Here is a 26,279-nt window from a genome sequence, read left to right as displayed (position 1 = left end):
GCGGGGGTTGTGGTGCCGCAATGGTGGGTGGGCTCGTTCAGGTGGGTGGTGGGGTGATGGCTATTCGGGTGGTGGTGGCTGATGACCATGCGGCGGTACGGGCGGGAATCACGCTGATCCTCGGGGGCGTCGACGACATCGAGGTCGTGGGCGAGGCCGCCGATGGGGAGGAGGCTGTGGCGCTCGCGCGGGAGAAACGGCCGGACGTCGTGTTGATGGATGTGCGCATGCCACGGCTGGACGGGATCTCGGCCACTCGCGAGTTGGCCGGGGTCGCGGATGTGCTGATCTTGACGACTTTCGATGTGGACGAGTACGTGTTCGGGGCGCTTCGGGCCGGCGCGGCGGGATTCTTGCTGAAGAACACCGATGCGGAAAGTTTGGTGGAGGCCGTTCGGGTGGTGGCTCGGGGGGACGGGCTCATCTCGCCGGCTGTCACCCGGCGGTTGATCTCGGCTTTCGCGGAGCTGCCCCCGCCGCGCGATCGGCAGGCCGTGGCAGGGTTGACGCCTCGGGAGCGGGAGGTACTGGCCTGCGTGGCCCGGGGATTGTCGAACGCGGAAATCGCCAAGGAGCTCGACATGGCGGAGGCGACGACGAAGACGCATGTGAGCAGGGTGCTCGGCAAGCTGGGGTTGAAGAGCCGGGTGCAGGCGGCGATCTACTACTCGGCCTACGAGGAGTAGCACTGCTGCCGCTTTCGCCGGTCATGGGGAGGGCCGGCCCTACGGCGTGCGGGTGTAGGTGAGGGCGAAGTCGAGGTTCCAGGTGGTGCCGTCCTGCGACATCTCCCATTGGGCTTCCATGGTGTCGTCCCGGAGGGTGCCGGTGAAGCGTTGGTGGAAGCCGGGGGCGTTGCGCCAGAGGCGCCAGATGCCGTCGACGAAGGTCATCCGGTAGACGCGGTGTACGCCTCGGGCGTCGGCGTACAGCATGGTGAATTCGCCGGTGGCGTCGTCGAGGCCGATCAGGGCGGTGGTGGGGAACGGCGCGTTCTCCCGCCACAGGTCGGGTGCGGTTTCCGGGATGTCGCCCATGTCGGCGTACTGGCGTAGGAACAGGCCGTCCTCGGTCCATGCGAACTCTGTCCAGGCGGGGATGAGGCCGGGGACGTGGGCCTGGATGGTCCAGCGGCCGAGGAGAGGGGTGAGCGGGGCGAGGAGGGGGTGGATGGCCGGGGCCGGTTTCGGTTGCGGGTGAGGGTCTTGGGCTGGGGTCGGGGTCATGACTTTCCGCTCCTTGTCCTCGCGTCTAGGGATGCTGGCGCTGGCCGGGTCTCCGGGCTCGGGTGCTGCTGGGCAGGGTCTGGTCCTGGCGTCAGGATCTCCGGCCAGGGTGGTGGCCGGGGTCTCCAGGTCCTGGCGGTGCTGGACAGGGTCGCTGGGGGATGGTGTGGGTTGGGTGTGGCGCGTGCGATCTCGCGCACAGTACCTCGCAGTTGGTCTTGTTGGTGCTTGCCTCGTACCGACCAGATCTCTGGAGGAAAGTGAGCGGTGCAGGAGGGCTGTCGTCATCGTCCAGGCCTACTCTCCTCCGGCGGAGGAACGTAGGCTGGCCGTCGTGAGTTCTCCGCCGCCGCCTCCCGGTGGGCCTTCCGGTCAGCCGCCCCGCCAGACCGGCCTCGTGGTGGCATTGGCGTTCACGGGGGCCTTCGGGTACTGGGTTGTGAACGTGGTCGTGGCGCTGATCGTGATCGCCCTCGAATCCCCGGTCGCGATCGGGGCAGGGGCGGCGCTGCTGGCCCTCGGGGCGTTGGGCGGCGGGGTTCTGTTGGCGTTGCAGCGAAAGCCGTGGGCGCTCGGGCTGGGATTGGGGTTGATGATCGGGTGGGCGTTGGCTTCCATCGTGACCGCCGGATTCTGCACCGGGATCAATCCGGGGCTCTACGCGTGACGCTTGGTCGTGGCGGGGCGCGGTGATAAGCGAATCGCCGGCGCCTCCGCCTGACGGGTCCCATCCATCGACGCCACCTCACGGACAGCCCGCCCTGGGACAGCCACCTCACGGGCAACCATCTCATCCCGGGCACCAGCCGCCCGAGGGCTACTGGGCGCCGCCGCCCAGACCGCCGCGTGAGGGCTCCCCCGGCCTCGGCGCCGTCGTGCTCGCGTTCGTCGGCCCAGTCGCAGGAGGCGGCCTGCTGATCCTGCGACGGCCGTGGGCGACCGGACCGGGGCTCGGATTGATGCTGGGGTGGGCGTTGTGGTCGATCGTGTCCGCTGGGTCCTGCACGGGCATCAACCCGGGGCTGTACGGCTGACATGGCCATACCGCTGCACGAGGTGCCGCTGCACGAGGTGTTCGTCGGGCTCGGCGTCCTGGTCGCCTCCGTCGTGTTCGTACGGGAGGCCCGCCGCCGTGGCGCACTCAACGAGCAGTCGCTCGTGGCCGTCACCGGCGCGCTGGTCGGCGGCGCCATCGGCATGCGCCTGGCCGGCTGGATGGAGACGCTCGACCTCAAGGACCTCTGGCTGTACGGATCCCGCAGCATCCTGGGCGGCCTGACCGGGGCGTACGTCGGCGTGCTGGTCGCCAAGCGGATCATCGGCTTCCGGGAGCGTACCGGCGACCTGTTCGCCCCTGCCGTGGCGCTGGGCATGGCCGTCGGGCGCATCGGCTGCCACCTCACCGAGGCCCCCGGGCGGCCCACCGACCTGCCGTGGGGCGTCCACGCGCCCCCGAGCACGCCCGAGTGCCCAGGATGCCTGACCGGTCAGGCCATGCACCCGTCGTTCGTCTACGAGATCATCTTCCATCTCGTCGCGTACGGGGCTCTGGTGTGGGCGCGGGACAGGGTGACGCGGCCGGGCGAGCTGTTCCTGCTGTACCTGGCCGGCTACGCGGCCTTCCGGTTCCTCGTGGAGTTCACGCGGGCGAACGAGACCGTGTGGCTCGGGCTGACGCGCCCGCAGTGGTTCCTCGTCCCGGGGCTGATTCTGCTGGCCGTACGGATCGGATACGGGCAGCGGCGCGGCCACTACGATGCACTTTCCCGGGCACTTGCCCGGCGGAAGGCGAGGGTACGGTCATGAGCACAGGAATGGGACTGCGGGGTGACCGCATCCTCCGGTACGTCAACGCGTTCTGCCCGTACTGCCACGGCCGCGATCTGGAACATGTCGAACGGCTCAGCGGCTATCTGGCGGTGCGCGACGACCGGGTGTGGCTGGAGCGCGGGTGCCGTGAGCACGGCCTGGTCCGGACCCTGTACGACGAGGACCCGGAGATCCTGGAGTACCTGGAGGAGTGGACCGCTCCCACCAAGCAGCACATGCCGGATGTGTCGGGCAATTTCGCGCCCGTCCCCGCCGCGTACCTCCAGGGGCTGCCGGAAATGCAGACGCAGCACACGTGCATCCTGCTGGAGGACATCGCCGAGGCGTGCAACCTGCGCTGCCCGACCTGCTTCGCCGACAGCTCGCCCGACCTGAGCGGGATCGTCCCGGTCGCCGACGTCCTCGCGAACGTCGACCAGCGGCTGGCCCGCGAGAACGGCCGGCTGGACGTGCTCATGCTGAGCGGCGGCGAGCCGACCCTGCACCCGGAGCTCCCGCTGCTGTTGCGCGAGCTCACGCAGCGGCCGGTCACGCGCATTCTGATCAACACCAACGGCGTCCTCATCGCCCGCGACGACGACCTGCTCAACCTGCTCACCGAGCACCGCGAGCGGGTGGAGGTCTACCTCCAGTACGACGGCAGCTCGGCCGAGGCGTCGCGGCACCACCGGGGCGGCGACCTGCGGCGGCTCAAGGAGCAGGCCGTACGGCGGCTGTCGGAGCGGGAGATCTTCACCACGCTGGTGATGACGGCGGCGCTCGGCGTCAACGACGGCGAGATCGGCGACGTCGTACGGCTCGCGCTCGACACGCCGTTCGTGGGCGGGGTGTCGCTGCAGCCGCAGTTCGGCTCGGGCCGCTCGGCGCGGATCGACCCGGTGGACCGGCTCACCCACACCGGCGTCCTCAGCCGGCTCGGACCGCAGACCGGCGGGCTGGTGACCTGGCGCGACCTGACCGCGCTGCCGTGCTCCCACCCCCACTGCTGCTCGGTCGGCTACCTGATCCGCGACGACTCGCGGCAGTGGCGGTCGCTGGTGGCGCTGATGGGCCATGACCGGCTGAAGGCCAATCTGGGCCTGGTCGCCAACCGGATCGCCGACAGCGACATCCCGCGCGAGCTGCGGGCGGCCGTACAGGAGTCGCTGCTGGGGCTGCTGTCGGAGCAGTCGTCGCTGTCGCACCCGCAGATCGGCGACCTGTGGCGCGACATCTGCGAGAACTGCGACCTCGGTGTGTCCACGCTGCTCACGCTGGCCTCGTCGGCGCTGCCGGGACGGCGCGCGAAGCTGCGCCGGATGCTGGGCGAGCGGGTCGTCCGGATCACGATCAAGCCGTTCATGGACATCTCGACAATGATCGAGGAACGGCTCACGCAGTGCTGCGTCCACGTGGGCACGCGGGCCGAGCAGGACCAGTGCGCGCCGTTCTGCGCCGTACAGGCGTGGCCGCAGCTCTCGGCGCAGCGGCTGTACGGCGGTGGCGTCGGAGCCCCGGACGCGGCTTCCCCTTGAGGTGATCACGTGAAGGCCGGGACGTACGACCCGCTGCGGCTGTGCGTGTACGCGACGGTCGCGCTGCTGGCGTGGCTGCTCGGGCCGTGGGCGGTGCTGGGGTTCGCCGCGCTGGGGTTCGCGGGGTACTGGAAGGCGCGGCGGGCCGGGCTGACCCGCAGCAAGTGCCTGCTGCGGGACACCCGGCTCGTGCTGGCCTACCTGGGACTGCTGGCGGTGGCGGCGTCCGTCGCGATCGTGCTGTCCCTGAGGTGAGACTGCTGTCCCTGAGGTCCTCAGGTGACAGCGGGGGCTACTCGGCCGGGACGTACAGGCTGAGCGTCTCGGCGATGCAGGCCGGGCGCTTCTCGCCCTCGACCTCGATCGTCATCTTGAGGTTGGACAGGTAGCCGGCGGGCGTGCCCTTGACGTCGGTCAGCTCGCCCGTGGCCCTGATGCGCGCGCCGACCGGCACCGGCCGGGGGAAGCGGACCTTGTTCAGGCCGTAGTTGACGCCCATGGCGATGCCCTCGACCTTGACCAGCTCGAACATGAACGAGGGCAGCAGCGACAGGCTCAGGTAGCCGTGGGCGATGGTGCCGCCGAACGGCCCGTCCTTGGCGCGCTCCACGTCGACGTGGATCCACTGGTGGTCGTCGGTGGCGTCGGCGAACAGGTTGACCTGCTCCTGGGTGACCGTGCGCCACTCGGTCGGGCCGAACGTCTCGCCGACGGCCGACTTGAGCTCGTGTACGTTCGCGAAGGTCCGCATGGGCCTGAACGCTATTGCGCTGGCGGGACGGCTGCCAAGTCGAGCTGCCGGTACGTGTCGCACCCCCGCCGCAGCTCCTCCGGCGGTGGATCTGTTGCGAAGATCTTTACCCGAAAGCGTCGCATGGGTGTTCGAGTCCGCGCTACAGTTCTGGGTGTCGAATCGAACATGGGTTCGGCCAGGTGAGAGGGGGTGTGTCCGATGACGGTGACGGCGACGGCCCGCGCCCGGACACGCCGTACGGCTTTCTGCGCAAATCTACGACGGCCGCTATATCCGGCAATAAAGTCCGAGAGCGTGGACCCTGTGCGCAATCCCTACGCCCCCGGAGCCGGGCAGCGTCCGCCCGAGCTCGCCGGCCGTGACCGTGAGCTCCAGCAGTTCGAGGTCGTGCTGGAGCGGGTGGCCCGTGGCCGGCCCGAGCGCAGCATGGTCGTCACCGGGCTGCGCGGCGTGGGCAAGACCGTCCTGCTCAACACCTTCAAGTCCATGGCGATGCAGCGGCTGTGGGGCACGGGCAAGATCGAGGCCCGGCCCGAGCAGTCGATCCGCCGTCCCGTCGCCGCCGCCCTGCACATGGCGGTCCGCGAGCTGGCCCCGCGACACCGCGCGCCGGAACGCATCGAGGACTTCCTCGGCGTGTTGAAGGCGTTCGCGATGCGCGACCCGGCGGCGGCCAAGGGCACCTCGCACTGGTCGCCCGGCATCGAGGTGCCGGCCAGCCGTGGCCGCGCCGACTCCGGCGACCTGGAGATCGACCTGACCGAGTTGTTCGTCGACGCGGCGAGCGTGGCGACCGACCTGGGCGTCGGCATCGCGCTGTTCATCGACGAGATGCAGGACGTGCCGGCGGCTGACGTCTCGGCGCTGTGCGCCGCCTGCCACGAGCTGTCGCAGTCGGGCGGGCCGCTCATCGTGGTCGGCGCCGGGCTGCCGCACCTGCCCAGCGTGCTGTCGGCCAGCAAGAGCTACTCCGAGCGGCTGTTCCGCTACGCCCGCATCGACCGGCTCGACCGGGAGGCCGCCGACCTGGCGCTGATCCTGCCGGCCCGCGAGGAGGACGTCGAGTTCACCCAGGACGCCCTCGACGCGCTCTACGAGGCGGCCGACGGCTACCCCTACTTCGTCCAGGCGTACGGCAAGGTGGCCTGGGACCTGGCGCCGCGCAGCCCCATCACGGTGGAGGACGTGAAGGTGTCGGCCCCCGAGGCCGAGGAGGAGCTCGCGGTCGGCTTCTTCGGCAGCCGGTACGAGCGGGCGACGCCCGCCGAGCGCGACTACATGCACGCCATGGCGCAGATCGGCGACGAGCCGGTCGCCACCGCCGAGGTCGCCGACGCCCTCGGCCGCAAGCCGTCGAGCCTGTCGCCGGCGCGCGACAGCCTCATCAAGAAGGGCCTGATCTACAGCGCCGAACGCGGGCTGATCGCGTTCACCGTGCCGCATTTCGGGAGGTTCCTGCGGGCCCAGCCGATCTGAGCGGCACCCCCTAGTCCTCTATTGGGCTGTCTAGTGGGGAAGCTAGACAGCCCAATAGAGCTACATCGAGCTGCCGTCGTGGGAAATCTACGGCTGTCTAGCGTCAGGCCGATACAGGGGTATATTCCGGCATCGAGTCGCTGTCCTGGCGGTCGACCACGGCCGCCCGCACCACCGGCCGGCGTCCGCTGAGGTACACCGCGAAGACCACGTCCCGGTTCCCCTGACCGTCGAAGGCGAAGAAGCGCCAGCACAGTTCCCGCCAGCTGTCGTACGGCTCGGCCGCGGCCAGCTCGGCCTGGTGGGCGCGCCACGTACCGCTGCTCCTGAGCCGTGACAGCGTGACGCTCTCGGCGGGGCCCCCGCGCTGCTCACAGGGAGCGCGATAGCGCACCCGGTCCACCATCTCCTCCAGCTCCGGCGAGAGCGCGACCAGCACGGCGAGGCCGGCGAGGGTGTACCAGGACGGCCGGGCGAACGCCATCCAGCCGGGCGTCTCGGCCCACACCGTGATCACCGCCATGCCGGTGAGCGTCACCGTCCGCGCGACCGAGCGCAGCCCCACCGGGGTGGCGCTGACCTCGCCGAAGCAGCCGCAGCCCGCGTCGGGGCGGCGTCTGCGCAGCTCCAGCAGCACGTACGTGGACAGCGTGAAGAACGTCACCGTACCCCAGCGGAAGATCGGATGGGTGGTGAGCAGGAGCCCGGACGCGAGGACCAGCTCCCCCGTGGCGCAGACGACCAGCGCGGGGGCCTGCATGCGGCCCGGCACCAGGACGGCCGGCCCGAGCCGCGACAGCGCGCCCGGCTCCCCTCCGGAGCGCACCGTGATCGCCTTGGCCACCGTCCCGAGGACGAGCAGCACGATCAGCGCCGGCTGCTGCGATGCCAGCACGAGCGTCACCCCAATCCGATGTGAGCGTTGAAGCACCCCTTGACCAGTTCGCCGCCGAGCTCCACGAACGTCGAGGGCGACAGCTCGGCGACGCGCCCGCGCGGCGACGTACCGCACTCCACGCAACGATCACAGAATCGGCCGGCCACGCAACCGCAGGCGACGATCGGCACGTTGGCCGAGCGCCCCGTGCACTGGTTGTGGACCTGCACCAGCGAGCCCATCGCGAGGTACGGCAGGCCGGCGCAGGACACCTCGGCCTCGGGGCAGCCCGCGTCGGAACGCTCCACCATCGGGTACGCCAGCCCCTGCTCCCCCTCGTCGAACCCGTCGGACCAGGTGACGGTGCCGGAGACCCGCTGCTGGGTGCCGGCGTAGGCGGACGGCGGAGGGGGGACCGCGCGGGCCGGGTACGGGGGCTGCGAGGTGGCGGGCAGCAGTGCCAGGCAGCCGCCGTCGCGCCGTACGCCGATCGCGTCGAGCAGGTAGCCGGGCTCCAGCCGCGGGTGGCGCACCTGGAGCCGGCCGGTGGCGCGGTGCGGGACGGTGACGGTGCGGCGGCCCCGGTGCGGCCCGCAGGCGAGCTCGACGGCCAGGTCGGTGCGTCCCTCCACGGACAGGATCGTCCCGGTGATGCGGGTGATACCGGCCCAGATCCGGTCGACGACCTTGCCCTCGTGCAGGGCTCGAATGATCACCCGGGCCCCGATGGGCAGGTCGGCCGGGGTGGTGTCGCCGCCGTTCCACGCGGTCGCCGAGGGGGCGATGACCAGGCGCTCCTCCTGGCCCTCGGGGGTCTCGACGACGACGAGGTGGGGGCTGACGTCGCGGATCTCGCCCGCGACGGCCCGGACGGGGACGCCGTCGCCGGGAGCCGGCCCCGGCACTCCGGCCTCGCGGCCCAGGGCGGCGGCGGCGAGCAGCCTGCGCCGGTCAACGCTCGGGTAGCCCATCCCCCTAGATTCACACGTCTTGGCCGGTCGTGTGGGGGTGACACCGTATAAGGGAGCAATTTACGCACCCCTCGGTGCAGGAGATCGCACCCGTCGTCGTACAAACCGCCACCGACCTTGACGGACCTTTGTCGTCGGCGGGCCGAATCCTGGGTTCCGGTTCAGCCCGAACGGCGCGTTCGGCTGCGATTCTGACCACGATGCCGATCACCGAGGGCGAAGAGGAGTTCCGCGAGTACGTGCGCGCCCGCGGGCCTTCCCTGCTGCGCACCGCCCACCAGCTCACCGGTCACCCGCTGGACGCCGAGGACCTGCTGCAGAACGCGCTCACCCGGACATATCTCGCCTGGGAGCGCATCGAGGACCGCGGCTCGCTCGACGGCTACGTCCGGCGGGCCATGGTGAACATCAACATCTCGCAGTGGCGGCGGCGCAAGGTCGAGGAGTACCCCTCGGACGAGCTGCCCGAGGTGGCCACGGAGCCGCACGACTCCCACGGGGCGTACGGGGACGTCCACGAGCGGCTGGAGAAGGCGCTGGGCAACCTGCCCGAACGCATGCGGGCCGCGATCGTGCTGCGGTACTACGAGGACCTGACCGAGCCGGAGGTCGCCCGGGCGCTCGGGATCAGCATCGGCACGGTGAAGAGCACGGTGTCACGCGCCATGGCCAAGCTCAGGAACGAGCTGGGCATCAGTGTCGCCGACCCTGAGGTCCGCCCGCCGTCACCGCTGTAGGTGTCGCCGCTGTGCCTGCTGTCCCGGCTGTGCCTGCTGTGGCGCAGGGCCGTACGACGTCGCGGATCTTGCGGAGGGTGGCGAGGAACGCCGTCAGCTCGTCGTCGGAGAGCAGGCCGGTGAAACAGCTCTCGATGTCGCGCAGGTGCAGCGGCAGCACGGACTCCAGCCGTGCCCGGCCGGCGTCGGTGAGGGCCGCGTAGGAGGCGCGCCGGTCGGAGGCGCAGGCGACCCGTTCGACCAGGCCGTCACGTTCCAGACGGTCGACGACCCTGGTGGCGCCGCTGGTCGACAGGCAGGTCTGCGCGGCGAGATCGGTCATGCGCAGCCGCTGGCCGGGGGAACGGCCCAGGCGGAGCACCGTCTCGAAGTCGATGTCCGACAACCCGGACGCGCTCAGCACGGGCTGCATCCGGGAGATCAGTCCTGCGTGCACCTCGGCGAGCAGCCCCATGGCGGTCAGTCGCGGGTCGTCGATGGCGTTCACGTTCACACTCTAGCCAACGTTAGTTGACGTGGGGAATATTCCTCCTATAGACCTCTGTTGACGCAAATATCCGCAAGGCAAGCTTCACTTGGAGGACTTCATGAGCACCCGCACCTGGGAAGGCCTGACCATCCCCGCCCCCGGCACCTACAACCTGGACGCGGCTCACACCACCATCGGTTTCGTGACCAAGCACATGATGGTCAGCAAGGTGCGCGGCACCTTCGGCAAGTTCAACGGCTCGGTCACGATCGCCGAGAACCCCGTCGAGTCGGCCGCCGAGCTCACCATCCAGACCGACAGCATCAACACGGGCGTCGCCGACCGCGACGGCCACCTGCGCGGCGATGACTTCCTGGCCACCGACAAGTACCCGGAGATCACCTTCCGCAGCACCCGCGTCGTGCACCAGTCGGACGAGGAGTTCACGGTCGTCGGCGACCTCACGATCCGCGACGTCACCCAGCCGGTCGAGCTCAAGGTCGAGTACGGCGGCGCCGGCACCAACCCGTGGGGCCAGGCGGTGTGGGGCTTCTCCATCACCACGGAGATCGACCGCGAGGCCTTCGGCCTGACCTGGAACCAGGCCCTGGAGACCGGCGGCGTGCTGGTGGGCAAGAAGGTCAAGATCGAGATCGAGGGCGAGGCCAACCCGGCCGCCTGACTTCCACGGACAGCCCGCCCTGACGACCCGGGCGGGCTTCATCCACAGGCCACTGTCCACAGGCTGTGGATAACGACTCGGGAAGGCTCGCGGGCCAACCGCTTTGCCGCCTCGCCAGAAGGCCGGTACGCTGTCCTGAGCCGCTTGGCATCCAGGAGGATTCGCCTAGTCAGGTCTATGGCGCCGCACTGCTAATGCGGTTTGGTGGCAACACCATCCGGGGTTCAAATCCCCGATCCTCCGCAGGTCGGAAGGCCCTTCCCCGGTACACGGGGGAAGGGCCTTTTTCGATCTCTGCAGGCCGTGGGTATCGGGCGGCTCGCCCAAAGGGCTTCGCATGGGGCGCTTCGCGCCCGTGGGCTCAGGCGTTGCTTCCAGTCGGGCCGAAGGCCCGACCCCTGGAGGGCCTCGCTCCGCTCGGACGCCTTCCAAAACCACGCAAGCCGCCCAGTGGGCCGAGAACAGCGCAAGCGCCTCGTACGAAAGATCGGCCAGATCGCGGCACGGGTGACCACCGCCTCCCGTGTCTTCACGAGGACAGGTCGTACCTCGTCGAACCCGTGGGGAGGCCGAACCTCACATGACAGCCTGGAAAGTTTTCTCCGATCACCACCGGTTCCGCGATCGGCCTACGTCCTCGCAGCAGAACGAACACCGCCGTATCCCTTTCGCGCATGAGATCCTCCTGCGCTGGTGCCTCCAGGGGACGCTCCGGGTGGGCCTTCGCCTTGGGACTCTGACCTCGCTGCGGAGTTCCTCGGACGGACTTCACCCGGGATCGAGCGGCGTGTACCGGCATCCTCAGCCCGCTCTGAAGCTCGATCACCACGTCAACGCCCTGCGTCCTGGCCGCCGTGGGCGCCGTGGAGCCCGCGCTCTTCAAGGCAGGCTCACGGCAAGGTGCATAGGCATCAGGCCAGGTACCTGCGGAATTGGTACTCCATGAGGTCCCAGAACGACCGGTAACGGACCTCGCCAGGGTGCCAGCTCGCGAGGTCCCATGCCTCCCACTCGCCGTCCTCCCCGACGACATGTGGGTTGAGCAGCCACACCTGCCCCTCGATCTCCTCGGAGACGCAGAGGCTGGCAGACACGGACTCTTGGTGGAGATACCACTTGTCCTGCGGGTCGGCGCCATCCAGGCCATCCCAGATCTGGGCGATCATCGGTTCGACATCACGAGTCCAGCCGACCTCAGCCAGGGTCAAGAGGCGGAGAGTTGAATGGCTGTACTCATCCCAGCCATTGGTGGTCTGGAGAAAATCCCGGTAGCTCGGCGGCAGGCGCATGCCGAGCCGCTCCTCGTGCCGCACGATCTCGGCTTCACTGGCACCGGTTGCGCCGAGCCAGGCCGCGCGGCCGAATCCGTCGTCCGGCTGCGTTGGACGTTGCGCCCGATGAGCCCTGTACTGCGCGAAGTACTCCTGGGCCGCACTGTTCACGGTGTGGAGAAGATCGTCCCAGGGATAGCGGGGGGCGTCTGAGGTGGCCATGGCGGGGACCTTAGCCACCGCGCCCGACATTTCGGCTGATGTACGACAGAGCTGTACCGGCTGACCGACCGCACTGAGGAGGACGCCGTAAGCGCTACTCAGGTCATGGGGTGCCTGAAAGACGACGACTGGGAAACGGCCTTCAGCCTTATCGAAGGACTCGGCGATGTCCACAGCCGCCCGAGTTCTGGAGCCTGCCGGCTGAGGCCGCGCGGTTGGCATGGCTTCGCGAAACACACCACTTGCCCCTGCCAACAGTTGCGGCAGGTTCGTGGAAGCGCTGTGCGGAGCGTCGAAGGCATTCTGGGCTGCCTCGTTCGCTGTCGTCGGATTCTGGGGGCATTGTCGTGCAGGCCGTGGTGATCGTCGTGGTGGCGGTCTTCTTTCTCGGGATGGGTGTGTTCGGGTTGGTCGCGCCCGCCGCGCTGGTCAGGCCGTTCCGGATGATCGCCGACTCGGCAGAAGCGCGCAGTGAGGTCCGGGCGGTGTACGGCGGTTTCGGCGTGGCCGTGGGTGGGCTGTTGCTGATGGCGCTCGCCGACGGGGGCAGGATGGGCGCGGGCGTGGTTGTCACCGTCGCCGTGTCCCTGCTGGGCATGGCCTTCGGGCGGCTGGTGGGGCGGACGGTCGAGCGGCCGGCGGCGTTCTATCCCGTCTGGTGCTACTTCTGGGTGGAGGTCGCCGCCGCCGGAGCGTTGCTGGCCGGCGTCAGGTGACGACGTCAGGTGACCGCGTCAGGCATGGCGTCAGGCGAGGGGTCCAGGCAGCGGATCGTCAGGTTCTGGGAGAACAGGGCGCTGGGCGTGAGGCCGAACATGGCGCGGAACGCGGTGCTCAGGTGGGACGGGCTGGCGAAGCAGCCGTCGGCCGCCGCGCGGGTGAGGTTGTGGCCCGCCGCCAGCGCTCGCGCGGCCCGGTGCATCTGCGCCCACAGCCGGAAGCGTCGGTACGACGTACCCGTGCCGCACCTGAACAGCCGCAGGAAGCGGGACTCCGACAATCCCAGCTCGGCTGCCAGCGGCGCGGCGGGCAACGGCTGGCCGGCGTCGATGAGCCGCCGAGTCGCGGCTGTGATCCGCGGGTCGGCGCACCACGTCCTGGCGCGGCCGGTGGCCTTGGCGACCCAGGCGGTGACCTGCGGGACGGGAGTCCGCGAAGACAGCTCCGCCGCCTGGGCGAGCAGGTCGTCCTCGTGCCGGTGCCCTGCCAGGATCTTCTCCTCGCCGGTGGTGAAACAGGTTCGGCACGCCCGGTCGTCCGCGGAGCCGGGGTCGAGGTAGAGGAACACCATGCGGTCACCGAACGCCGTGAGCTGGTGGCGTACCCGAGGGGCGACGAGCGCGGTGCGCGCCCGCAGTTCGCCACCGCTTGTCGGGTGAACGGTGAAGGGCGCGTCCACGCCCACGGCCAGGCACGCGACCGCGCCGGAATGCGGTCCCAGCCGCAGGGACGGCCCGGCGTACAGGGCGCGGCCCGGCCACAGCCACACCACGGCCCCGGCGGCGGCGCGACGGGGTGGTGAAAGCGCCGACATCAAAGTCTCCTGCACGCTGAGCGGAAAGCCGAGAACGTGTGAAGGAGGATACGGTGCGCTCCGCTGCCCGCATCACGGGGATTCTGCTGTTCGCTGCCGTGGGACTGCTCAGAAGGCCATGCTGTACCGCGTGTAGTGGTCGCCGGGCGGTGTGAACTCCATGCCGTTCTCATCAAGCGCGTTGTAGATCGTCACGTGGCCGTCCGGGAAGCCGAAGCCCAAGGACACGCTCGTCCCCTCCACGAGATCCCTGTCCCTCCACATCAGCAGCTCCACTGCCGAACAAGGCTGCCCGACCAGTGCGGTGAGGTCATCCGGTACGTCGTCCCGCCAGGCGAGGTGAAAGTCCGGCCAGTCCGGCGAGCGCGCCGGATCGATGGTGTTCCAGGTGATGGAGAGCTCGTCGAACTTCCAGTGGTTGATCTCGACCTGTTCGCCCTCGAAGTCAAGGAGGACCGGGCAGTCGGCGGACCACTCGTCCTCGTCGAGGTCCCACACGAGCAGCGCCCGGGTCAGTCGCCGGTCGACGAGGCGGCCCAGTCTCGCCCCATGGGTGGCAGTGATCGCCGAGCGTCCGCTCAACCATTCCGGCCTGTATCCGGGGATTCCGAAGGTGAACATTCGCATGGCGGTGTTCCTCTCGTGTGCGGAACTCGGCGGAGCTCGACCCGTACGAGCAGCTCAGCCCGACCTTGGTGGCAGAGCGTTGCAACTCGTCTACAAGAGTTCACCAAGTCGGCTTCCCTACCTTCGCCTATGAAGGCACCAGTTCGGTGACCGAGGCAGGAGGGGATCGCATGGCCCACGACGCAAGACCCATGGCGGGGAGTACGGCATGAAAATCGTTTACAAGGTCCTGGCCTACCTCGTCGCGGTGGAGGTCGCCGTACAGGCGGCGGTGATGGTCTACGGCGATGCCGGCCTGGGCAAGTGGGTGGCGCAGGGCGGCGTGCTCGACAAGACGGTCATGGAGAGCGAGGCGTCCCCGTTCCCCGAGGTCATCGGCCTCATCGCGCACGGCATCAACGGGATGATGGTCATCCCGGTGATCGCGCTGCTGCTCCTGATCTCCTCGTTCTTCGCGCGGGTGCCGGGAGCGGTCAAGGCGGCCGGACTGGTGCTGCTGCTCGTCGCCGTCCAGGTGACGCTCGGCCTGTTCGGCCACGACATCCCCGCCCTGGGTGCCCTGCACGGCCTGAACGCGCTGCTGCTCTTCAGCACGGCCCTCTACGCGGCGCGCCGTGACCGGAGCGTGGGCGTTCCCGCCCAGGCCGAGCCACGTCTCGGGACCACGGGCTGACGCACACCGCATGAAGGACACTCGCCGTCGTGGCGCCCGCCTCCGTCTCGCCGTCGCGGGCGTCGCGACCATCGCCGTACTCGGCCCCCTGGTGTGGCTCTGGCAGGACAGCCTGATGCCGGCGGCGTACTCGGTCATGGACATGGGGTACGCGGACTACGGGGGCGGCCCTTCACCGAGCCCGCCCGGCCACGGAACCGGCTCGGGACACGGACCCCACCTCACGACGGGCGCCCAGGGGCACAGCGGCCACACCGCGACAGCTCGCAGCGTCACGTCGCTCACCGCCGAGCGGGGCCGCACGGCCGACGTCGCGGTCACGCTCGTCGCCCGCGCGCAGCGGTTCCGGCTGCCCACCGGCCGTTCCGTCGACGGGTACACGTTGAACGGCACGTCCCCCGGCCCGGCCATCCGCGCGACCGTCGGGCAACTGGTGGAGGTCCGGCTGGTCAACGAGTCGGTGCCGGGCGGCATCACGCTGCACTGGCACGGCGTCGACGTCCCGAACGCCGAGGACGGGGTCGCGGGCGTGACCCAGGACGCGGTCGGCGCGGGCAGGTCGCACACCTACCGCTTCGTCGTGGACCAGGCGGGCACGTTCTGGTACCACTCCCACCAGGTGTCCCACGAGCAGGTTCGCCGGGGTCTGCTCGGAGCGCTGGTGGTGGCCCCGGCGCGGCGGCCGCCCGCCGGGACGGTCGACGTCGTGGCGCTGCTGCACCTGTACGACGCGGCCCGCACGGTCAACGGGCGGGAGGGCGACGTCCGCGTGGCGGCGCGTCCCGGTGACCGGGTCCGGGTACGCGTGATCAACACGGAGAACGGCGAGACGCCGGCATGGGTCGGCGGGGCACCGTTCCGGCTCGTCGCGGTCGACGGCACCGACGTGAACGAGCCCACCCCCGTGCGCGACACCGCCGTGATGGTGACCGCCGGAGGCCGTGCCGACATCGAGGTGACCATGCCCGAGGACGGGTCGCCGGTACGGGTCCACATCGGCGGCCCGGGCGGTCTCGTGCTCGGCTCACGGTCGTACGACGCGCCGGCCGCGCCCCGGCCGGCGAAGAAGCTGGACCTGCTCTCCTACGGCGCGCCGAAGCCGATCGGTTTCGCCGTGGAACGGGCCGATCGCCGGTTCGCGTACGACATCGGGCGCCGGCCGGGCTTCCTCGACGGGGTCCCGGGGGTCTGGTGGACCGTCAACGGCCACATGTTCCCCGACGTGCCGATGTTCGTGGTCGCCGAGCGTGACGTGGTGCGGATGCGCGTCTCCAACCACAGCGGCGAGTCGCACCCCATGCACCTGCACGGCCATCACGCCGTGGTGCTGAGCAGGAACGGCGTGCGGGCGACGGGGAGCCCGTGGTGGATGGACTCGCTCGAGGTCGGCAACGGCGAGTCGTACGACGTCGCCTTCGTCGCCGACAACCCCGGCGTCTGGATGGACCACTGCCACAACCTGCCGCACGCGACCGAAGGGCTGGTCGCTCATCTGATGTACGAGGGAGTCAGCACGCCGTTCACCGTGGGCGGGCCGGCCGCCAACGAGCCGGAGTGAGCCCGCCGGATGACCGGCCTACTCCGCCGCGATGGACTTCAGGGCACCGCCACCCTTCCGCGAGGCGTCCGGTTCACCAGACGTCCACGTCGACGCCGACGGCGAGGTGACGGCCGTCCGGGCTGAGCGCGTGACCGGTCGGCTCGCCGCGGTGCACGTCGGAGTGGCGCAGCAGCGCGCCCGCTTCGCGGAGCCGGGCGGTCGCGAGGCGATGCGCGCCGGTGACGCCGTGGACGCGCTCCAGGGCGTGGAGGGCGTCCCGCAGCGGCACGGTGTCGCGCCCGCCTTGGCGCCGGCCTGCGCCCCGGCGAAGACCAGGTCCGTCTTGGCGGGGACCGACGTGGCCACCTTCGCGCCCAACGCCTCCAGGCCGCGCTTGGCCTCGTCCTTCGAAAGCCGCCCGAACCGCCCGGCCAGCACGATCTGCCTGCCATGGATGATCATGCCTGGTGACCGTAGCGGCGATGACCGACACTTCGCCTCTCGTTCGGCAAGGGGCTTTCGGTCAGCGGGGGTGGTCCCTCAGGGGAGCCGCCAGGCGAGAAGGCCGTCGGGCGCGTCGGCCTGGACGAAGCCGGCCCCCACGAGCTCCTCCTGGATCGTCTCCCATACGGGACGGTAGGCGTGGCCGACGATCTCCTCCTCGTCGATCACCTTGTCGCCCTGGACGACCTCGTAGAGGTACCGGGCCTTGCACGACTCGCCGTCCGACTCGAGGATCTCCCCCGAGACCTTGTAGGTGTGGCGGCCCACCCGGCGCGGGGGGATCTCCGGCAGGGGGCCCGGCCGCGGAGCGCCGCCGGGCTGCCACGTGAAGACCAGGAGCCCGCCGGCCTCCAACCGGGACGCCAGTACGGGCCAGAGCCGCCTGCGGTAATCAGGCTCCAGGGCGTACATCACGTTGATCATCACCATGGCCTCGACCGGCTCGTCCAGGTCGAGGCTCAGCGCGTCGTACGGCAGCACCGTGACCCGCTCGAGCAGCTCCTGGCTCCGGCTCAGGCGGGTGAGCAGCATCCCGCGCATGCCGGCCGACGGCTCCAGGGCGAAGATCTCAGCCGGGGTCCATTCGGCCAGCGACTTGGTGATCAGCCCGCTGCCCGCGCCGATCTCCAGGATGCTCCGGCTCACCCCGGCGAGGAGCGGGGGCAGCTTCTCACGGATGGCCGGTATTTGCCCGTCCTCATGGATGAGGTCGTAGAAGGGGAAGGAGATGAAGTCGGTCAAGGCGGGCAACCGTAGCGCAGACGTGTCATCCGCCGGCGACGTAGAAGTCCATCCCGCTGTAGTCGAAGGTGATCGCGTACGGCTTGAAGAACTCGTGGGTGAAGTTGGCGAGCAGGTCGAAGCCGAACTGCGCCGACTGGCCCGGGCCGGGGAAGCCGGGGAAGACCTTCTCCGCGGCGAAGCCCCGCACGTCGCGGCCCACCGCCCGGCCGAGGCTGATCCGCTCCGGCGTGATCGGGTAGAGCTTGGAGGGCCCGTTCCCCGGCACCGGGTGGTCGCGGTCCACCGTGATGCCGAGCCGTTCGGCGATCTCCACCGTCGTGTCGAGGCCGTGGCCGATGCCGCCCGTGTCCACGGTGACCATCCGCTGCCCGGAGTCGAGGACGCCGCCCAGCGTGCAGGGGTAGTGGTCGCCGGCCAGCCACAGCGGCAGCCTGCTCGCTCCGGCGCGGCGGGCCCGTTCCCGGAGGCGCCGTCGCTGGGCCTCGGTCCTGCGGCGCAGGATCAGGGCCTGGCCGGCGTAGTCCATGGTGGTCAGGAAATGGTAGAAGAGGGTCGTCCCGATCACGCCCGCGGGCTGGGAGCCGTCCGGCATGGGCGGCCGCCGCATGTCGATCCACTGCACCGGCAGGTCGCGGATCTCGATCTGTCCGATCCGGAACGAGTCGAGCACGCCCAGGCGGATGGTGACCGGCTTGTTGTCGGCGACTCCTCCCGGCACGGTGGCCAGGGCCCGCAGCCCCGCCTCCTCCGCCGCCTCCTGTGACAGGTCGAGCGTCGCGTACGTGTCGAGCAGGAACTTCCTGGGGGGGCCGCCGTTGAGCGCGGCCTCGACGGAGGGCACCGGGTCGAGGGTGTGGAAGGGCACACGCGTGCCGGCCGCCCCCTCGACGCGCCACGGCGTGCCGGGGAGCTGGGCGAAGGCGGTGGCGAAGGCCGCGTCACGCTGGTCGCCGGTCTGCCGCAGCAGCGGTACGGCACGGGTGTGCCGGTCCTGCCGTACGAAGCACTCGGCGAGCCGCCGCTTCGAGGCGACGTCGCCGGGGTCGAGGGCGACTGCTCCGGACAGGAACGTCTCGGCCGGGCCGAACCGGTTGGACAGCAGGGCGATGTAGCCCAGTTGCGCGGCGGCGCGCGCGTTCTTCGGGTCGTCGCGCAGCAGGCGCCGGTAGCCGCGCTCGGCCTCGGCGAACCTGCCGTCCCTGAACAGCTCGTCCGGGGTCGCGGTGGCCGCCGCGGACGCGTCCGCCGGTACCGCCGGCGGGAGTGCCACGGCCGCGGCCAGGCCGGCTCCGCGCAGGAAGGTGCGCCGGCCGAACGTGTGCGAATCGTCTCGGGAGGTCATGCCCCACTCCTCACGTCTCGGGTGGACCCGCCCGCCGGGTCGATCGAGGGCGGGCGCAGGGCAAGGCAACTCCCCTACGTGTTCAACAGGCATAAACCGTGCGATGCGGCCCCCGTGGGCGTGAACGCGATTCCGGACTAAGGCGGAGTAAAGGGTGTAGGCCATCGAAAGGACACGCGCCGCATGACCGCTCCACCGAACGCCGCAGCCCGTCCCGTCCCCGGGAGGTGGCATTGCGCGTCCATCTGATGCTGGCGGCCAGGCGCGCGGGTGTCCCGGTGCCGCCCGTGGTGCTGGAAGCGGCGCGTGAGGCGATCACGCGCGCCTTCCCGGTGCCGGCCGCGACCGTGACCGCGAGCGGATGGCGCTCGGCCTCCGGCGACACGGCGTCGCTCTCCTGGTCCAACGAGCCCGAGGGGCACGGGCCGCCCGCCCTGTGCTCGGGGGCCGGCCGGGTGGCGGGTCTGACCGGACACCTGGCCGATCCGGGCGACATGGACCGGTTGCTGGCCGCGTCCCGGCTGGGGGAGGCCGTCGTCCGTACCGGTGGGGTGTTCTCGGTCTTCCGGGCCGGCGAGGGACAGGTGGACGCGGCCACGGGGCTCACCCGTGCTTGTCCGGTCTTCCACGCCGAGACCGCCGACGTCCATGTCGTGGGCAGCCGGGCCTTGCTCGTCCACCTCGCCGCCAGGGCGGCCGAGACCGCGTCGCACCGGCCCGAGATCGTCTGGGATCTGCCCGCGCTGGAGTCCATGGCGCGGACGGGGTACTTCCTCTCCGACGAGACTCCGTTCCGCGGGGTCGGCGCGTTACCGGCCGGGGCCGAGATCTCGATCACGGCGGGCCGGCGCGTCATCACCGTGAGCCCGGCCCCCGAGCCGCGGGCGGCGCCCACCTCCAGGCGCGGGACGCGCGCCCAGGTCGACGAGCTCGCCGACGCCCTGCTCACCGCCGTGCGTCCCCTGCGGGACACCACTGAACCGGTACGTCTGTCGCTCACCGGGGGCCGCGACAGCCGTCTTCTCGCCGCGCTGCTGTACAAGGCGGACATCCCGTTCGTGACGGCGACCTCGGGGCACGACGACAGCCCCGACGTGGTGCTCGCCGGGCGCGTCGCGGAGGCGCTCGGCGTGCGGCACCGCGTCTCCCGGCCGAAACGCTCCGAGGGCGGGACCGACTTGATCATCCCGCACCCGCGGGTACGCACGCACAATGCGCTGTTCGCCTGCGAGGGGATGATCTCGGCGTACGAGAACATCCCCGGCGGCACGCGGTACGACCCGACGCCCCGGATGTCCGGCCACGGCGGGGAGGTCCTGCGGGGCGGTTTCCTGCAGAACCAGGCCGATCCGGACCCGAGGGCCATCAGGCGCCGGGTGGACGCCCTCTTCGGCAAGAACGCCGACGTGCTGACGAGGGAGGGCAAGGAGCACGCCCGAGCCGTGGCGTCCCCGTGGCAGGAGCGATGCCGGGAGGACGGCCCGGGCACGCTCGACCACCTGTACCTGGCGTACCGGGTGGGCCGCTGGCACGCCGCCTCCCGCGCGTCGCTGCTGCGCGCGCAGAACCCCGTCCCGCCGTTCCTCGACAATCTGGTCGTACGGACGGCCCTGAGCATGGACCCGCTGTGGCGGCGCTCCGAGGCGCTCATCCACGGCGTGATCGGCGCCTTCGCCCCCCAGTTGCGCGACGTCCCCGTGGAGGGCCGCCCCTGGCGCTTCACGACCGAGGCCCGCGACCCCACGCTGGCGGACCGGCTCCGGCTCCACCTCCGGCTGCCGGCCAAGGAGGCCGCGCCGGAGCCGGGCGGTTCCGTCCCGGCCGGCAAGCCCTGGAACTGGCGGCTGCAGCCCTCGCCGGAGCTGCTGGGCCTGATGCGCGCGGGCGTCGTGGAGGCGCACGAGGCGCTGAAGGGGGACGGGCTCGCGGCCGTCGTGAACGAGGCGCACATCGCCGGCGAGGAACCGCCCGGCGCCCGGATGGACCTCCTCTGGCACCTGTACACAGTCTCGGTCATGCTGACGGACGCCTTCGCCTCCCCGCTCCCGCCCGACCTCCCCTCGCTGAGCGTCCCCCTGCCGGAGTCGTTGTCCACAGGACGCTGACGCGTCCACCCCTCTGTCCACAGGGTGTTGACACCCCGGTGCGGTCCGGCCGGCGCGCCGGGCAGAATCAGCGGCGTGCAGTTCGGAATTCTCGGGCCCCTCGAGGTGCGCGCGGCCGGGGGCGAGACGGTCGCGGTCGGCGGGCCCCGCCCTCGGGCGCTGCTCGCGTTGCTGCTGCTCGACGCCGGGCACCTCGTCAGCGTGGAGCGGCTCATCGACGGCCAGTACGGCGACGCCCCGCCGGCCGGTGCGGCCAACGCCATCCAGACCCACGTCTCCAGGCTGCGCCGCAACCTGCCGGCCGGGCTGGTCGAGTTCCACGGCGCCGGCTACCGGCTGGTGGCCGACCGGGAGGACGTCGACGCCCACCGGTTCGAGCGGCTGGCCCGCGAGGGCCGGGAGTCGCTGGCCGCGGGGCAGCACGAGCGGGCCGCCCGGGTGCTGAAGGAGGCGCTGGCTCTGTGGCGGGGGCCCGCGCTGGCCGACGTGGCCGACGCGCCGTTCGCGCAGCCGCATGTGGCTCGCCTGGAGGAGGCGCGGCTCGCGGCCAGGGAGGACCTCGCGGAGGCCGAGCTGGCCCTGCCCGGCGGCGCCCCGATCGCGGAGCTGCGCGAGCTGGTGGCGGCCCACCCGCTGCGCGAACGGCCGCGCGGCCTGCTCATGCGGGCGTTGCACGCCTCCGGTCAGCAGGCGGCCGCGCTGGCCGTCTACGACGAGGTGCGCCGGCTGCTGGCCGACGAGCTGGGCGCCGACCCCGCGCCGGAGCTGGCGGAGCTGCACCTCGCGATCCTGCGCGGCGAGGAGCGCCGGGAGCAGCCGCCGAGGCGGCGGCTGCCCGCCCCGCTCAACCGGCTCATCGGGCGGGAGGACGAGCTGGCCAGGATCGCCGCGCTCGGCGACGCCCGGCTCATCACGATCGTCGGTCCCGGCGGCACCGGCAAGACCCGCCTGGCCGTCGAGGCCGCCCACCGGGCGGGCCCCGGGCGTGAGGCCGGGTTCGCCGACCTGTCGCCGGTCGACGACGGTGCGCAGGCGCCGCTGGCCGTGCTCGGCGCGCTCGGCCTGCGCGAGGCCGGGTTGCAGGCGCCGGCGCTGGACCGTCCCGACCCGGTCGAGCGCCTCGTCGCCGCGCTCTCCGACCAGCCGCTGCTGCTCGTCCTCGACAACTGCGAGCACGTGATCGCCGCCGCCGCCGAGCTGGCCCGGCGGTTGCTGGACGCCTGCCCCGGCCTCACGATCCTGGCCACCAGCCGGGAGCCGCTCGGGCTCACCGGCGAGGTGCTCGTCCCGCTCGCCCCGCTCGCCGTGCCGCCGCCCGGCACCGGCCCCGCCGACGCCCTGTCCTATCCCGCCGTACGGCTGTTCGCCGAGCGGGCCGCGGCCGTCCGGCCCGGGTTCACGACCGGCCCCGAGGTCGCCGAGATCTGCGCCACGCTGGACGGCCTGCCCCTGGCCATCGAGCTGGCGGCGGCCCGGCTGCGCACCTTCACCCCCGCCGAGATCGCCGCCCGGCTGGCCGAGCACGGCCGCTTCAAGCTGCTCTCCCGCGGCGACCGCACGGCGGCGGCCCGGCACCGCACCCTCCACGCGGTGGTCGAGTGGAGCTGGGGCATGCTCAGCCCGCCGGAGCGGGAGGCGGCCGGGCGGTTCTCGGTGTTCGCCGGGGGCGCGTCGCTGGAGGCGGCCGAGAGCGTCTGCGGTGACGGTGACGTGCTGGCCGACCTGGTCGACAAGTCCCTCGTCGAGGCCGACGGCGGGCGCTACCGGATGCTCGACACCATCCGGCTGTTCTGCGCCGAACGGCTGGCCGAGGCGGGAGACCAGCGGCGGGCCCGCGACGCGCACGCCGCCTGGTACCTCGGCCTCGCGCGGCGCGCCGACCCGTGGCTGCGCCGGGCCGAGCAGCTCGACTGGCTGGCCACGCTCTCCGAGGAGCACGACAACCTGCGGGCCGCGCTCCGGCACTCCGTCCAGCACGACCCGGAGACGGCGTCGCGGCTGGTCGGGGCGTTGGCGGCGTACTGGTGGCTGAGCGGGCGGCGCGGCGAGATCACCTCGTCGGCGGTGCGGCTGCTGGACCGGATCGGCGGCGAGCCGCTGGAGGGGCTGGAGGAGGAGTATGTCCTGTGCGTGCTGCTGGCCATCCGCGACATGCCTCCCGGGCGATGGACGCGGGCCATGGAGATCATGGGATCGATGGACCGCGAGCTGCGCCACCCGTTCCTGGCCGCCCTGTGGGGCATGACGGCCGGTCCGGCCGACACGGCGACGACCCGGCGGCGCGGGCGGCTGCTCGGCTCCGATCCGTGGAGCCAGGCCGTGTCCATGCTCAGCGAGGCGCTGATCACCCTGGTGGAGGGCCGACCGGCCGAGGCCGAGCGCCGGCTGGCGGAGACACTGGCACGCTTCCGCGCCGCCGGCGAGCGCTGGGGGACGGCGCAGAGCCTCGAATTCCTCGCGATGATCGCGAGCTGGCGCGGCGACTGGGCGGGGGCGAGACGGCTCTGGCGGGAGGCCGTCCAGCTGCACGAGGAGCTCGGCTCGGCGGACGAGCTGGTGGACGTGCTGTACCGCAGGGCGGCCGGCCTGGTGCGGGAGGGTGACCTGGACGGCGCCCGCGCCGACCTCGAACAGGCCACCGAGCTGGCCCGCCGGACGGGCACGTACGGTTCGGTGCCGGCGCTCGACCTGGGATGGGGCGACCTGGCCCGCTTCTCGGGCGATCACGACGAGGCGCGGGCCCGCTACACGGCCGTGCTGCAGTCCGCTGCTCCAGGCGCATACGTGACCGAGGGTATGAGGCCGCTCGCCCACACCGCGCTCGGGCGGCTGGCCGAGGCCGAGGGCGACCACGCGGAGGCCGGGCGCAGGCACGCCGAGGCGCTGCGCCTGGTGCGCGGGGCGGTCCCCGGCGACGTGGCCGACGTCGCCGAGGGCCTGGCCGGGCCGGCGCTGCTCGAAGGGGCGGCCGAGCGGGCGGCGTACCTGCTCGGTGTGGGCGCCGCGCTGCGCGGCACCACGATCACCGGCGACCGGGACGTGGCCAGGGTGGCGGCCGGGGTCACGGCGTTCCTGGGCGCCGAGGCGTTCGCCGCGCACTTCACGAAGGGCGCGGCGCTGAGCCAGGAGGAGGCGCTGTCAGCCCTCTTCGACTGAGCCCGCCCCGTTGCCCGGCCGTTCGTACGGCCGTTTGTCCGTCTTCTGAGCACCGCACTTCCTAGGCGCTCCTGAGAGGGTGGAGCACCGTACTCCCCGGCCCTCTTGAGGGGCCCGGCCCTCTTGAGGGGCCCGGCCCTCTTGAGGGGCCTGAGGCGCTCATCTGCCCACATGAGAGACCTCGAAGTCCCACGCCACCCGCCTCCGCGAGAGGCCGAAGTCTCCGCACCACCCGCCCCCGCAAACTCACACCACCCCCACCCCGCAAGAGGCCGAACTCCCACACACCCCTCACCCCCCATGACGAGCTGAAGCGTCGCGCTGTCCCTGCATGCCGGCTGGTCCGAGGCGGCGTACTGTCAGTGCTCTTCGGTGTGGTTCAGGTACTGTCAGCCGGTTGAGCCCAGGGTGTCAGCGGGTCCGGCGAGAGTCGTGGACATGCAGAACACCAACATCCTCATCTCCGGTGCCAGCGTCGGCGGCCCGGCCCTCGGCTACTGGCTCGCCCGCTACGGCTTCCGGGTCACGGTCGTCGAGAAGGCCCCGACCCTGCGCCCCGGCGGCCAGGCCGTCGACTTCAAGGGGAACGCCCACATGACCGTCCTGAGCCGCATGGGCATCCTGGACGACGTGCGGCGGCTCCAGACCGGCGGCGCCGACCAGACCTTCGTCGACGCCCGCGGCCGGGCGCTCGCGGTCCTGCCCGGCGAGTTCACCGGCGGCGAGCTGGAGATCCCCCGCGGCGACCTGGCGCGGCTGGTCTACGAGAAGAGCGTCGCGGCCGGCTGCGAGTACGTCTTCGGCGACTCGATCACCTCGCTCACCGAGACGTCCGACGGCGTGCACGCCACCTTCGAGCGGTCCGCGCCGCGCACGTTCGACCTGGTGATCGGGGCCGACGGCATCCACTCGAACGTGCGCCGCCTCGCCTTCGGCCCCGAGTCGGACTACGTCGAGTTCCTCGGCCACTACTACGCCCTGGCCGAGCTGCCCGAGCGGTTCGGCGCCGAGCCGCAGATCTACAACGAGCCGGGCCGGATGATCGCCGCGGGCGGCCCCAAGGCGTCCGTCTTCTTCGTCTTCGCCGCACCGCGCCTCGACTACGACCGCTACGACACCGAGCAGATGAAGCGGGTCGTGCTCGACGCGTACGCCGGGATGGGCTGGCAGACGCCGGCCGTCCTGGACGCGGTGCGCCGCACAGGCGACTTCTACCTCGACTCGATCAGCCGGGTGAAGATCGACCGGTACTCGGAGGGCCGGGTGGCGCTGGTGGGCGACGCGGCCTACGCCAACACGCTGGGCGGGTTCGGGTCCGGGCTCGCCCTCGTCGGGGCGTACGTGCTGGCGGGTGAGCTGGCGGCGGCCGGCGGCGACCACCGGGCGGCGTTCCGGCGCTACGAGGAGGGCTTCCGCGAGTACGCCAAGGTCTCGGACAAGGGCAACGCCGGGCCGTGGCTCGCTCCCCCGTCCCAGACGCGCATCACGATGCGCAACTGGACGTTCAAGGTCGGCTTCCTGCTCAAGCTCATGATGAAGATGACCGACGACTTCGCCGACAACATCGCCCTGAAGGACTACCCGTCGCTGGTGCGCGACGCGCTCAGGTGAACGGCGTCACCGGGGCGGTCGAACCACCGCCTCGCGGGCGGGAGCAGGAGCAGGACGATGACGGCCACCGCCATCAGCACGTTCGGGGAGAGCCCGGTGTGGTCCAGGTGAAGTCCGCTGCCGTCGCCGAAGTCGCCGTCCACCACTCCCAGGGTCACGAACAAGGCCGCCTCGGCGGCCTCCAACGCGATCAGCAGCCACCGGGTGCCGCGCACCCGCCGCGGCACCCGGTTCGCCAACCTGCCTATGGCCCATCCCCACGCAGCCGCCACGGCCGCCATGGCCCACGCCACGCCGGCCCCTTGAGCCGCCGCGAGCAGGCAGATTCCCGCCCCCACGAACCAGGCGACCGCTTGGACGGTCGCGACGACGCGCGCCAACAGGACCGTGCGCGGGGCGGGCTCCGGCTTCACG

At 71.4% G+C, this 26,279-nt stretch carries 26 protein-coding genes, 1 tRNA gene and 1 pseudogene; 15 read left to right on the top strand and 13 right to left on the bottom strand.

The window, feature by feature from the left end:
• The first annotated feature begins 56 nt into the window (after positions 1-56).
• Positions 57-686 (top strand): response regulator transcription factor, encoded by a 630-nt coding sequence (locus tag AB0H81_RS05465; RefSeq protein WP_358369621.1) that lies wholly within the window; start codon positions 57-59, stop codon positions 684-686.
• A 39-nt stretch (positions 687-725) separates the two neighbouring features.
• Here the strand turns inward: AB0H81_RS05465 and AB0H81_RS05460 are convergent, their stop codons facing one another.
• Positions 726-1,226, bottom strand: a complete 501-nt coding sequence (locus AB0H81_RS05460; RefSeq protein ID WP_358369619.1) for a hypothetical protein — start codon at positions 1,224-1,226, stop codon at positions 726-728.
• Between the two features lie 439 nt (positions 1,227-1,665).
• Here AB0H81_RS05460 and AB0H81_RS05455 point away from each other — a divergent pair, with 439 nt between their 5' ends.
• From AB0H81_RS05455 to AB0H81_RS05440, 4 genes are all read left to right on the top strand, one after another.
• Positions 1,666-1,893 carry a hypothetical protein gene (locus AB0H81_RS05455; RefSeq protein WP_358369617.1) on the top strand — a complete coding sequence of 76 codons (228 nt, stop codon included), beginning with the start codon at positions 1,666-1,668 and terminating at the stop codon, positions 1,891-1,893.
• A gap of 368 nt (positions 1,894-2,261) precedes the next feature.
• Positions 2,262-3,032 (top strand): prolipoprotein diacylglyceryl transferase family protein, encoded by a 771-nt coding sequence (locus tag AB0H81_RS05450; protein ID WP_358369614.1) that lies wholly within the window; start codon positions 2,262-2,264, stop codon positions 3,030-3,032.
• Positions 3,029-4,570 carry a radical SAM protein gene (locus AB0H81_RS05445; RefSeq protein ID WP_358369611.1) on the top strand — a complete coding sequence of 514 codons (1,542 nt, stop codon included), beginning with the start codon at positions 3,029-3,031 and terminating at the stop codon, positions 4,568-4,570. Before AB0H81_RS05450 ends, AB0H81_RS05445 begins: the two co-directional genes overlap by 4 nt.
• Before the next feature lie 9 nt (positions 4,571-4,579).
• Positions 4,580-4,825, top strand: coding sequence for a hypothetical protein (locus tag AB0H81_RS05440; protein WP_358369608.1), 246 nt, complete (start codon positions 4,580-4,582; stop codon positions 4,823-4,825).
• A gap of 37 nt (positions 4,826-4,862) precedes the next feature.
• Here AB0H81_RS05440 and AB0H81_RS05435 read toward each other — a convergent pair whose 3' ends face one another.
• Complete coding sequence (locus tag AB0H81_RS05435) at positions 4,863-5,321, bottom strand: MaoC family dehydratase (RefSeq protein WP_358369605.1); 459 nt, start codon at positions 5,319-5,321, stop codon at positions 4,863-4,865.
• Between the two features lie 297 nt (positions 5,322-5,618).
• On the opposite strand from AB0H81_RS05435, the gene AB0H81_RS05430 reads away from it, so the two are divergent.
• On the top strand, positions 5,619-6,800 hold the full coding sequence (locus AB0H81_RS05430; protein ID WP_358369602.1) for an ATP-binding protein: 1,182 nt from the start codon (positions 5,619-5,621) through the stop codon (positions 6,798-6,800).
• 103 nt (positions 6,801-6,903) lie between these two features.
• Here AB0H81_RS05430 and AB0H81_RS05425 read toward each other — a convergent pair whose 3' ends face one another.
• Both AB0H81_RS05425 and AB0H81_RS05420 read right to left on the bottom strand, forming a co-directional pair.
• Positions 6,904-7,695: a MauE/DoxX family redox-associated membrane protein gene (locus AB0H81_RS05425; protein ID WP_358369599.1), complete on the bottom strand. Its 792-nt coding sequence runs from the start codon at positions 7,693-7,695 to the stop codon at positions 6,904-6,906.
• Between the two features lie 5 nt (positions 7,696-7,700).
• The gene (locus AB0H81_RS05420; RefSeq protein WP_358369598.1) at positions 7,701-8,648 is read right to left on the bottom strand and encodes a hypothetical protein; all 948 of its coding nucleotides are present in this window, start codon (positions 8,646-8,648) and stop codon (positions 7,701-7,703) included.
• Between the two features lie 200 nt (positions 8,649-8,848).
• On the opposite strand from AB0H81_RS05420, the gene AB0H81_RS05415 reads away from it, so the two are divergent.
• Entirely contained in the window at positions 8,849-9,385 is a 537-nt protein-coding gene (locus AB0H81_RS05415; RefSeq protein WP_358369595.1) for a SigE family RNA polymerase sigma factor, read from the top strand.
• Here AB0H81_RS05415 and AB0H81_RS05410 read toward each other — a convergent pair.
• Entirely contained in the window at positions 9,342-9,872 is a 531-nt protein-coding gene (locus tag AB0H81_RS05410; protein ID WP_358369592.1) for a MarR family transcriptional regulator, read from the bottom strand. The two genes, AB0H81_RS05415 and AB0H81_RS05410, sit on opposite strands and share 44 nt — an antisense overlap.
• Before the next feature lie 100 nt (positions 9,873-9,972).
• Here AB0H81_RS05410 and AB0H81_RS05405 point away from each other — a divergent pair, with 100 nt between their 5' ends.
• Positions 9,973-10,536, top strand: a complete 564-nt coding sequence (locus tag AB0H81_RS05405) for a YceI family protein (protein ID WP_358369589.1) — start codon at positions 9,973-9,975, stop codon at positions 10,534-10,536.
• A 154-nt stretch (positions 10,537-10,690) separates the two neighbouring features.
• Positions 10,691-10,779 (top strand) — tRNA-Ser (locus AB0H81_RS05400).
• 668 nt (positions 10,780-11,447) lie between these two features.
• On the opposite strand, the gene AB0H81_RS05395 is transcribed toward AB0H81_RS05400, so the two are convergent.
• Complete coding sequence (locus tag AB0H81_RS05395) at positions 11,448-12,203, bottom strand: SMI1/KNR4 family protein (RefSeq protein WP_358369587.1); 756 nt, start codon at positions 12,201-12,203, stop codon at positions 11,448-11,450.
• 182 nt (positions 12,204-12,385) lie between these two features.
• Here AB0H81_RS05395 and AB0H81_RS05390 point away from each other — a divergent pair, with 182 nt between their 5' ends.
• A complete protein-coding gene (locus tag AB0H81_RS05390) occupies positions 12,386-12,745 on the top strand; it encodes a DUF4345 family protein (protein WP_358369584.1) in 360 nt (119 codons plus the stop codon).
• A gap of 5 nt (positions 12,746-12,750) precedes the next feature.
• Here AB0H81_RS05390 and AB0H81_RS05385 read toward each other — a convergent pair whose 3' ends face one another.
• Both AB0H81_RS05385 and AB0H81_RS05380 read right to left on the bottom strand, forming a co-directional pair.
• Positions 12,751-13,563: an AraC family transcriptional regulator gene (locus AB0H81_RS05385; RefSeq protein WP_358369582.1), complete on the bottom strand. Its 813-nt coding sequence runs from the start codon at positions 13,561-13,563 to the stop codon at positions 12,751-12,753.
• Positions 13,564-13,671: 108 nt separating this feature from the next.
• Entirely contained in the window at positions 13,672-14,190 is a 519-nt protein-coding gene (locus AB0H81_RS05380) for a hypothetical protein (RefSeq protein WP_358369579.1), read from the bottom strand.
• Positions 14,191-14,398: 208 nt separating this feature from the next.
• Here AB0H81_RS05380 and AB0H81_RS05375 point away from each other — a divergent pair, with 208 nt between their 5' ends.
• Positions 14,399-14,863: a hypothetical protein gene (locus AB0H81_RS05375; protein ID WP_358369577.1), complete on the top strand. Its 465-nt coding sequence runs from the start codon at positions 14,399-14,401 to the stop codon at positions 14,861-14,863.
• A gap of 10 nt (positions 14,864-14,873) precedes the next feature.
• On the top strand, positions 14,874-16,421 hold the full coding sequence (locus AB0H81_RS05370; protein ID WP_358369574.1) for a multicopper oxidase family protein: 1,548 nt from the start codon (positions 14,874-14,876) through the stop codon (positions 16,419-16,421).
• Positions 16,422-16,494: 73 nt separating this feature from the next.
• Here AB0H81_RS05370 and AB0H81_RS05365 read toward each other — a convergent pair whose 3' ends face one another.
• From AB0H81_RS05365 to AB0H81_RS05350, 4 genes and pseudogenes are all read right to left on the bottom strand, one after another.
• A complete protein-coding gene (locus AB0H81_RS05365; RefSeq protein WP_358369811.1) occupies positions 16,495-16,692 on the bottom strand; it encodes a hypothetical protein in 198 nt (65 codons plus the stop codon).
• 38 nt (positions 16,693-16,730) lie between these two features.
• A pseudogene (locus tag AB0H81_RS05360) lies at positions 16,731-16,865 on the bottom strand (BRCT domain-containing protein); the annotation flags it as partial.
• 78 nt (positions 16,866-16,943) lie between these two features.
• Positions 16,944-17,648 carry a class I SAM-dependent methyltransferase gene (locus AB0H81_RS05355; RefSeq protein WP_358369571.1) on the bottom strand — a complete coding sequence of 235 codons (705 nt, stop codon included), beginning with the start codon at positions 17,646-17,648 and terminating at the stop codon, positions 16,944-16,946.
• A 25-nt stretch (positions 17,649-17,673) separates the two neighbouring features.
• Positions 17,674-18,993 carry an aspartyl protease family protein gene (locus tag AB0H81_RS05350; RefSeq protein ID WP_358369569.1) on the bottom strand — a complete coding sequence of 440 codons (1,320 nt, stop codon included), beginning with the start codon at positions 18,991-18,993 and terminating at the stop codon, positions 17,674-17,676.
• A 233-nt stretch (positions 18,994-19,226) separates the two neighbouring features.
• On the opposite strand from AB0H81_RS05350, the gene AB0H81_RS05345 reads away from it, so the two are divergent.
• From AB0H81_RS05345 to AB0H81_RS05335, 3 genes are all read left to right on the top strand, one after another.
• The gene (locus AB0H81_RS05345; protein ID WP_358369567.1) at positions 19,227-21,098 is read left to right on the top strand and encodes an asparagine synthase-related protein; all 1,872 of its coding nucleotides are present in this window, start codon (positions 19,227-19,229) and stop codon (positions 21,096-21,098) included.
• 75 nt (positions 21,099-21,173) lie between these two features.
• Positions 21,174-24,254 (top strand): BTAD domain-containing putative transcriptional regulator, encoded by a 3,081-nt coding sequence (locus tag AB0H81_RS05340; RefSeq protein ID WP_358369564.1) that lies wholly within the window; start codon positions 21,174-21,176, stop codon positions 24,252-24,254.
• Positions 24,255-24,692: 438 nt separating this feature from the next.
• On the top strand, positions 24,693-25,865 hold the full coding sequence (locus tag AB0H81_RS05335; protein ID WP_358369561.1) for an FAD-dependent monooxygenase: 1,173 nt from the start codon (positions 24,693-24,695) through the stop codon (positions 25,863-25,865).
• Here the strand turns inward: AB0H81_RS05335 and AB0H81_RS05330 are convergent.
• Positions 25,832-26,278 carry a hypothetical protein gene (locus AB0H81_RS05330; RefSeq protein WP_358369559.1) on the bottom strand — a complete coding sequence of 149 codons (447 nt, stop codon included), beginning with the start codon at positions 26,276-26,278 and terminating at the stop codon, positions 25,832-25,834. The genes AB0H81_RS05335 and AB0H81_RS05330 overlap by 34 nt on opposite strands.
• Position 26,279 lies beyond the last annotated feature (1 nt).

The organism is Nonomuraea sp. NPDC050691 (genome assembly GCF_040654455.1).
In the GTDB taxonomy this organism is placed as follows: Bacteria; Actinomycetota; Actinomycetes; order Streptosporangiales; family Streptosporangiaceae; genus Nonomuraea.
Note: the sequence above shows the minus strand (reverse complement) of the source record. Positions and strands in the feature narration are given on the sequence as shown.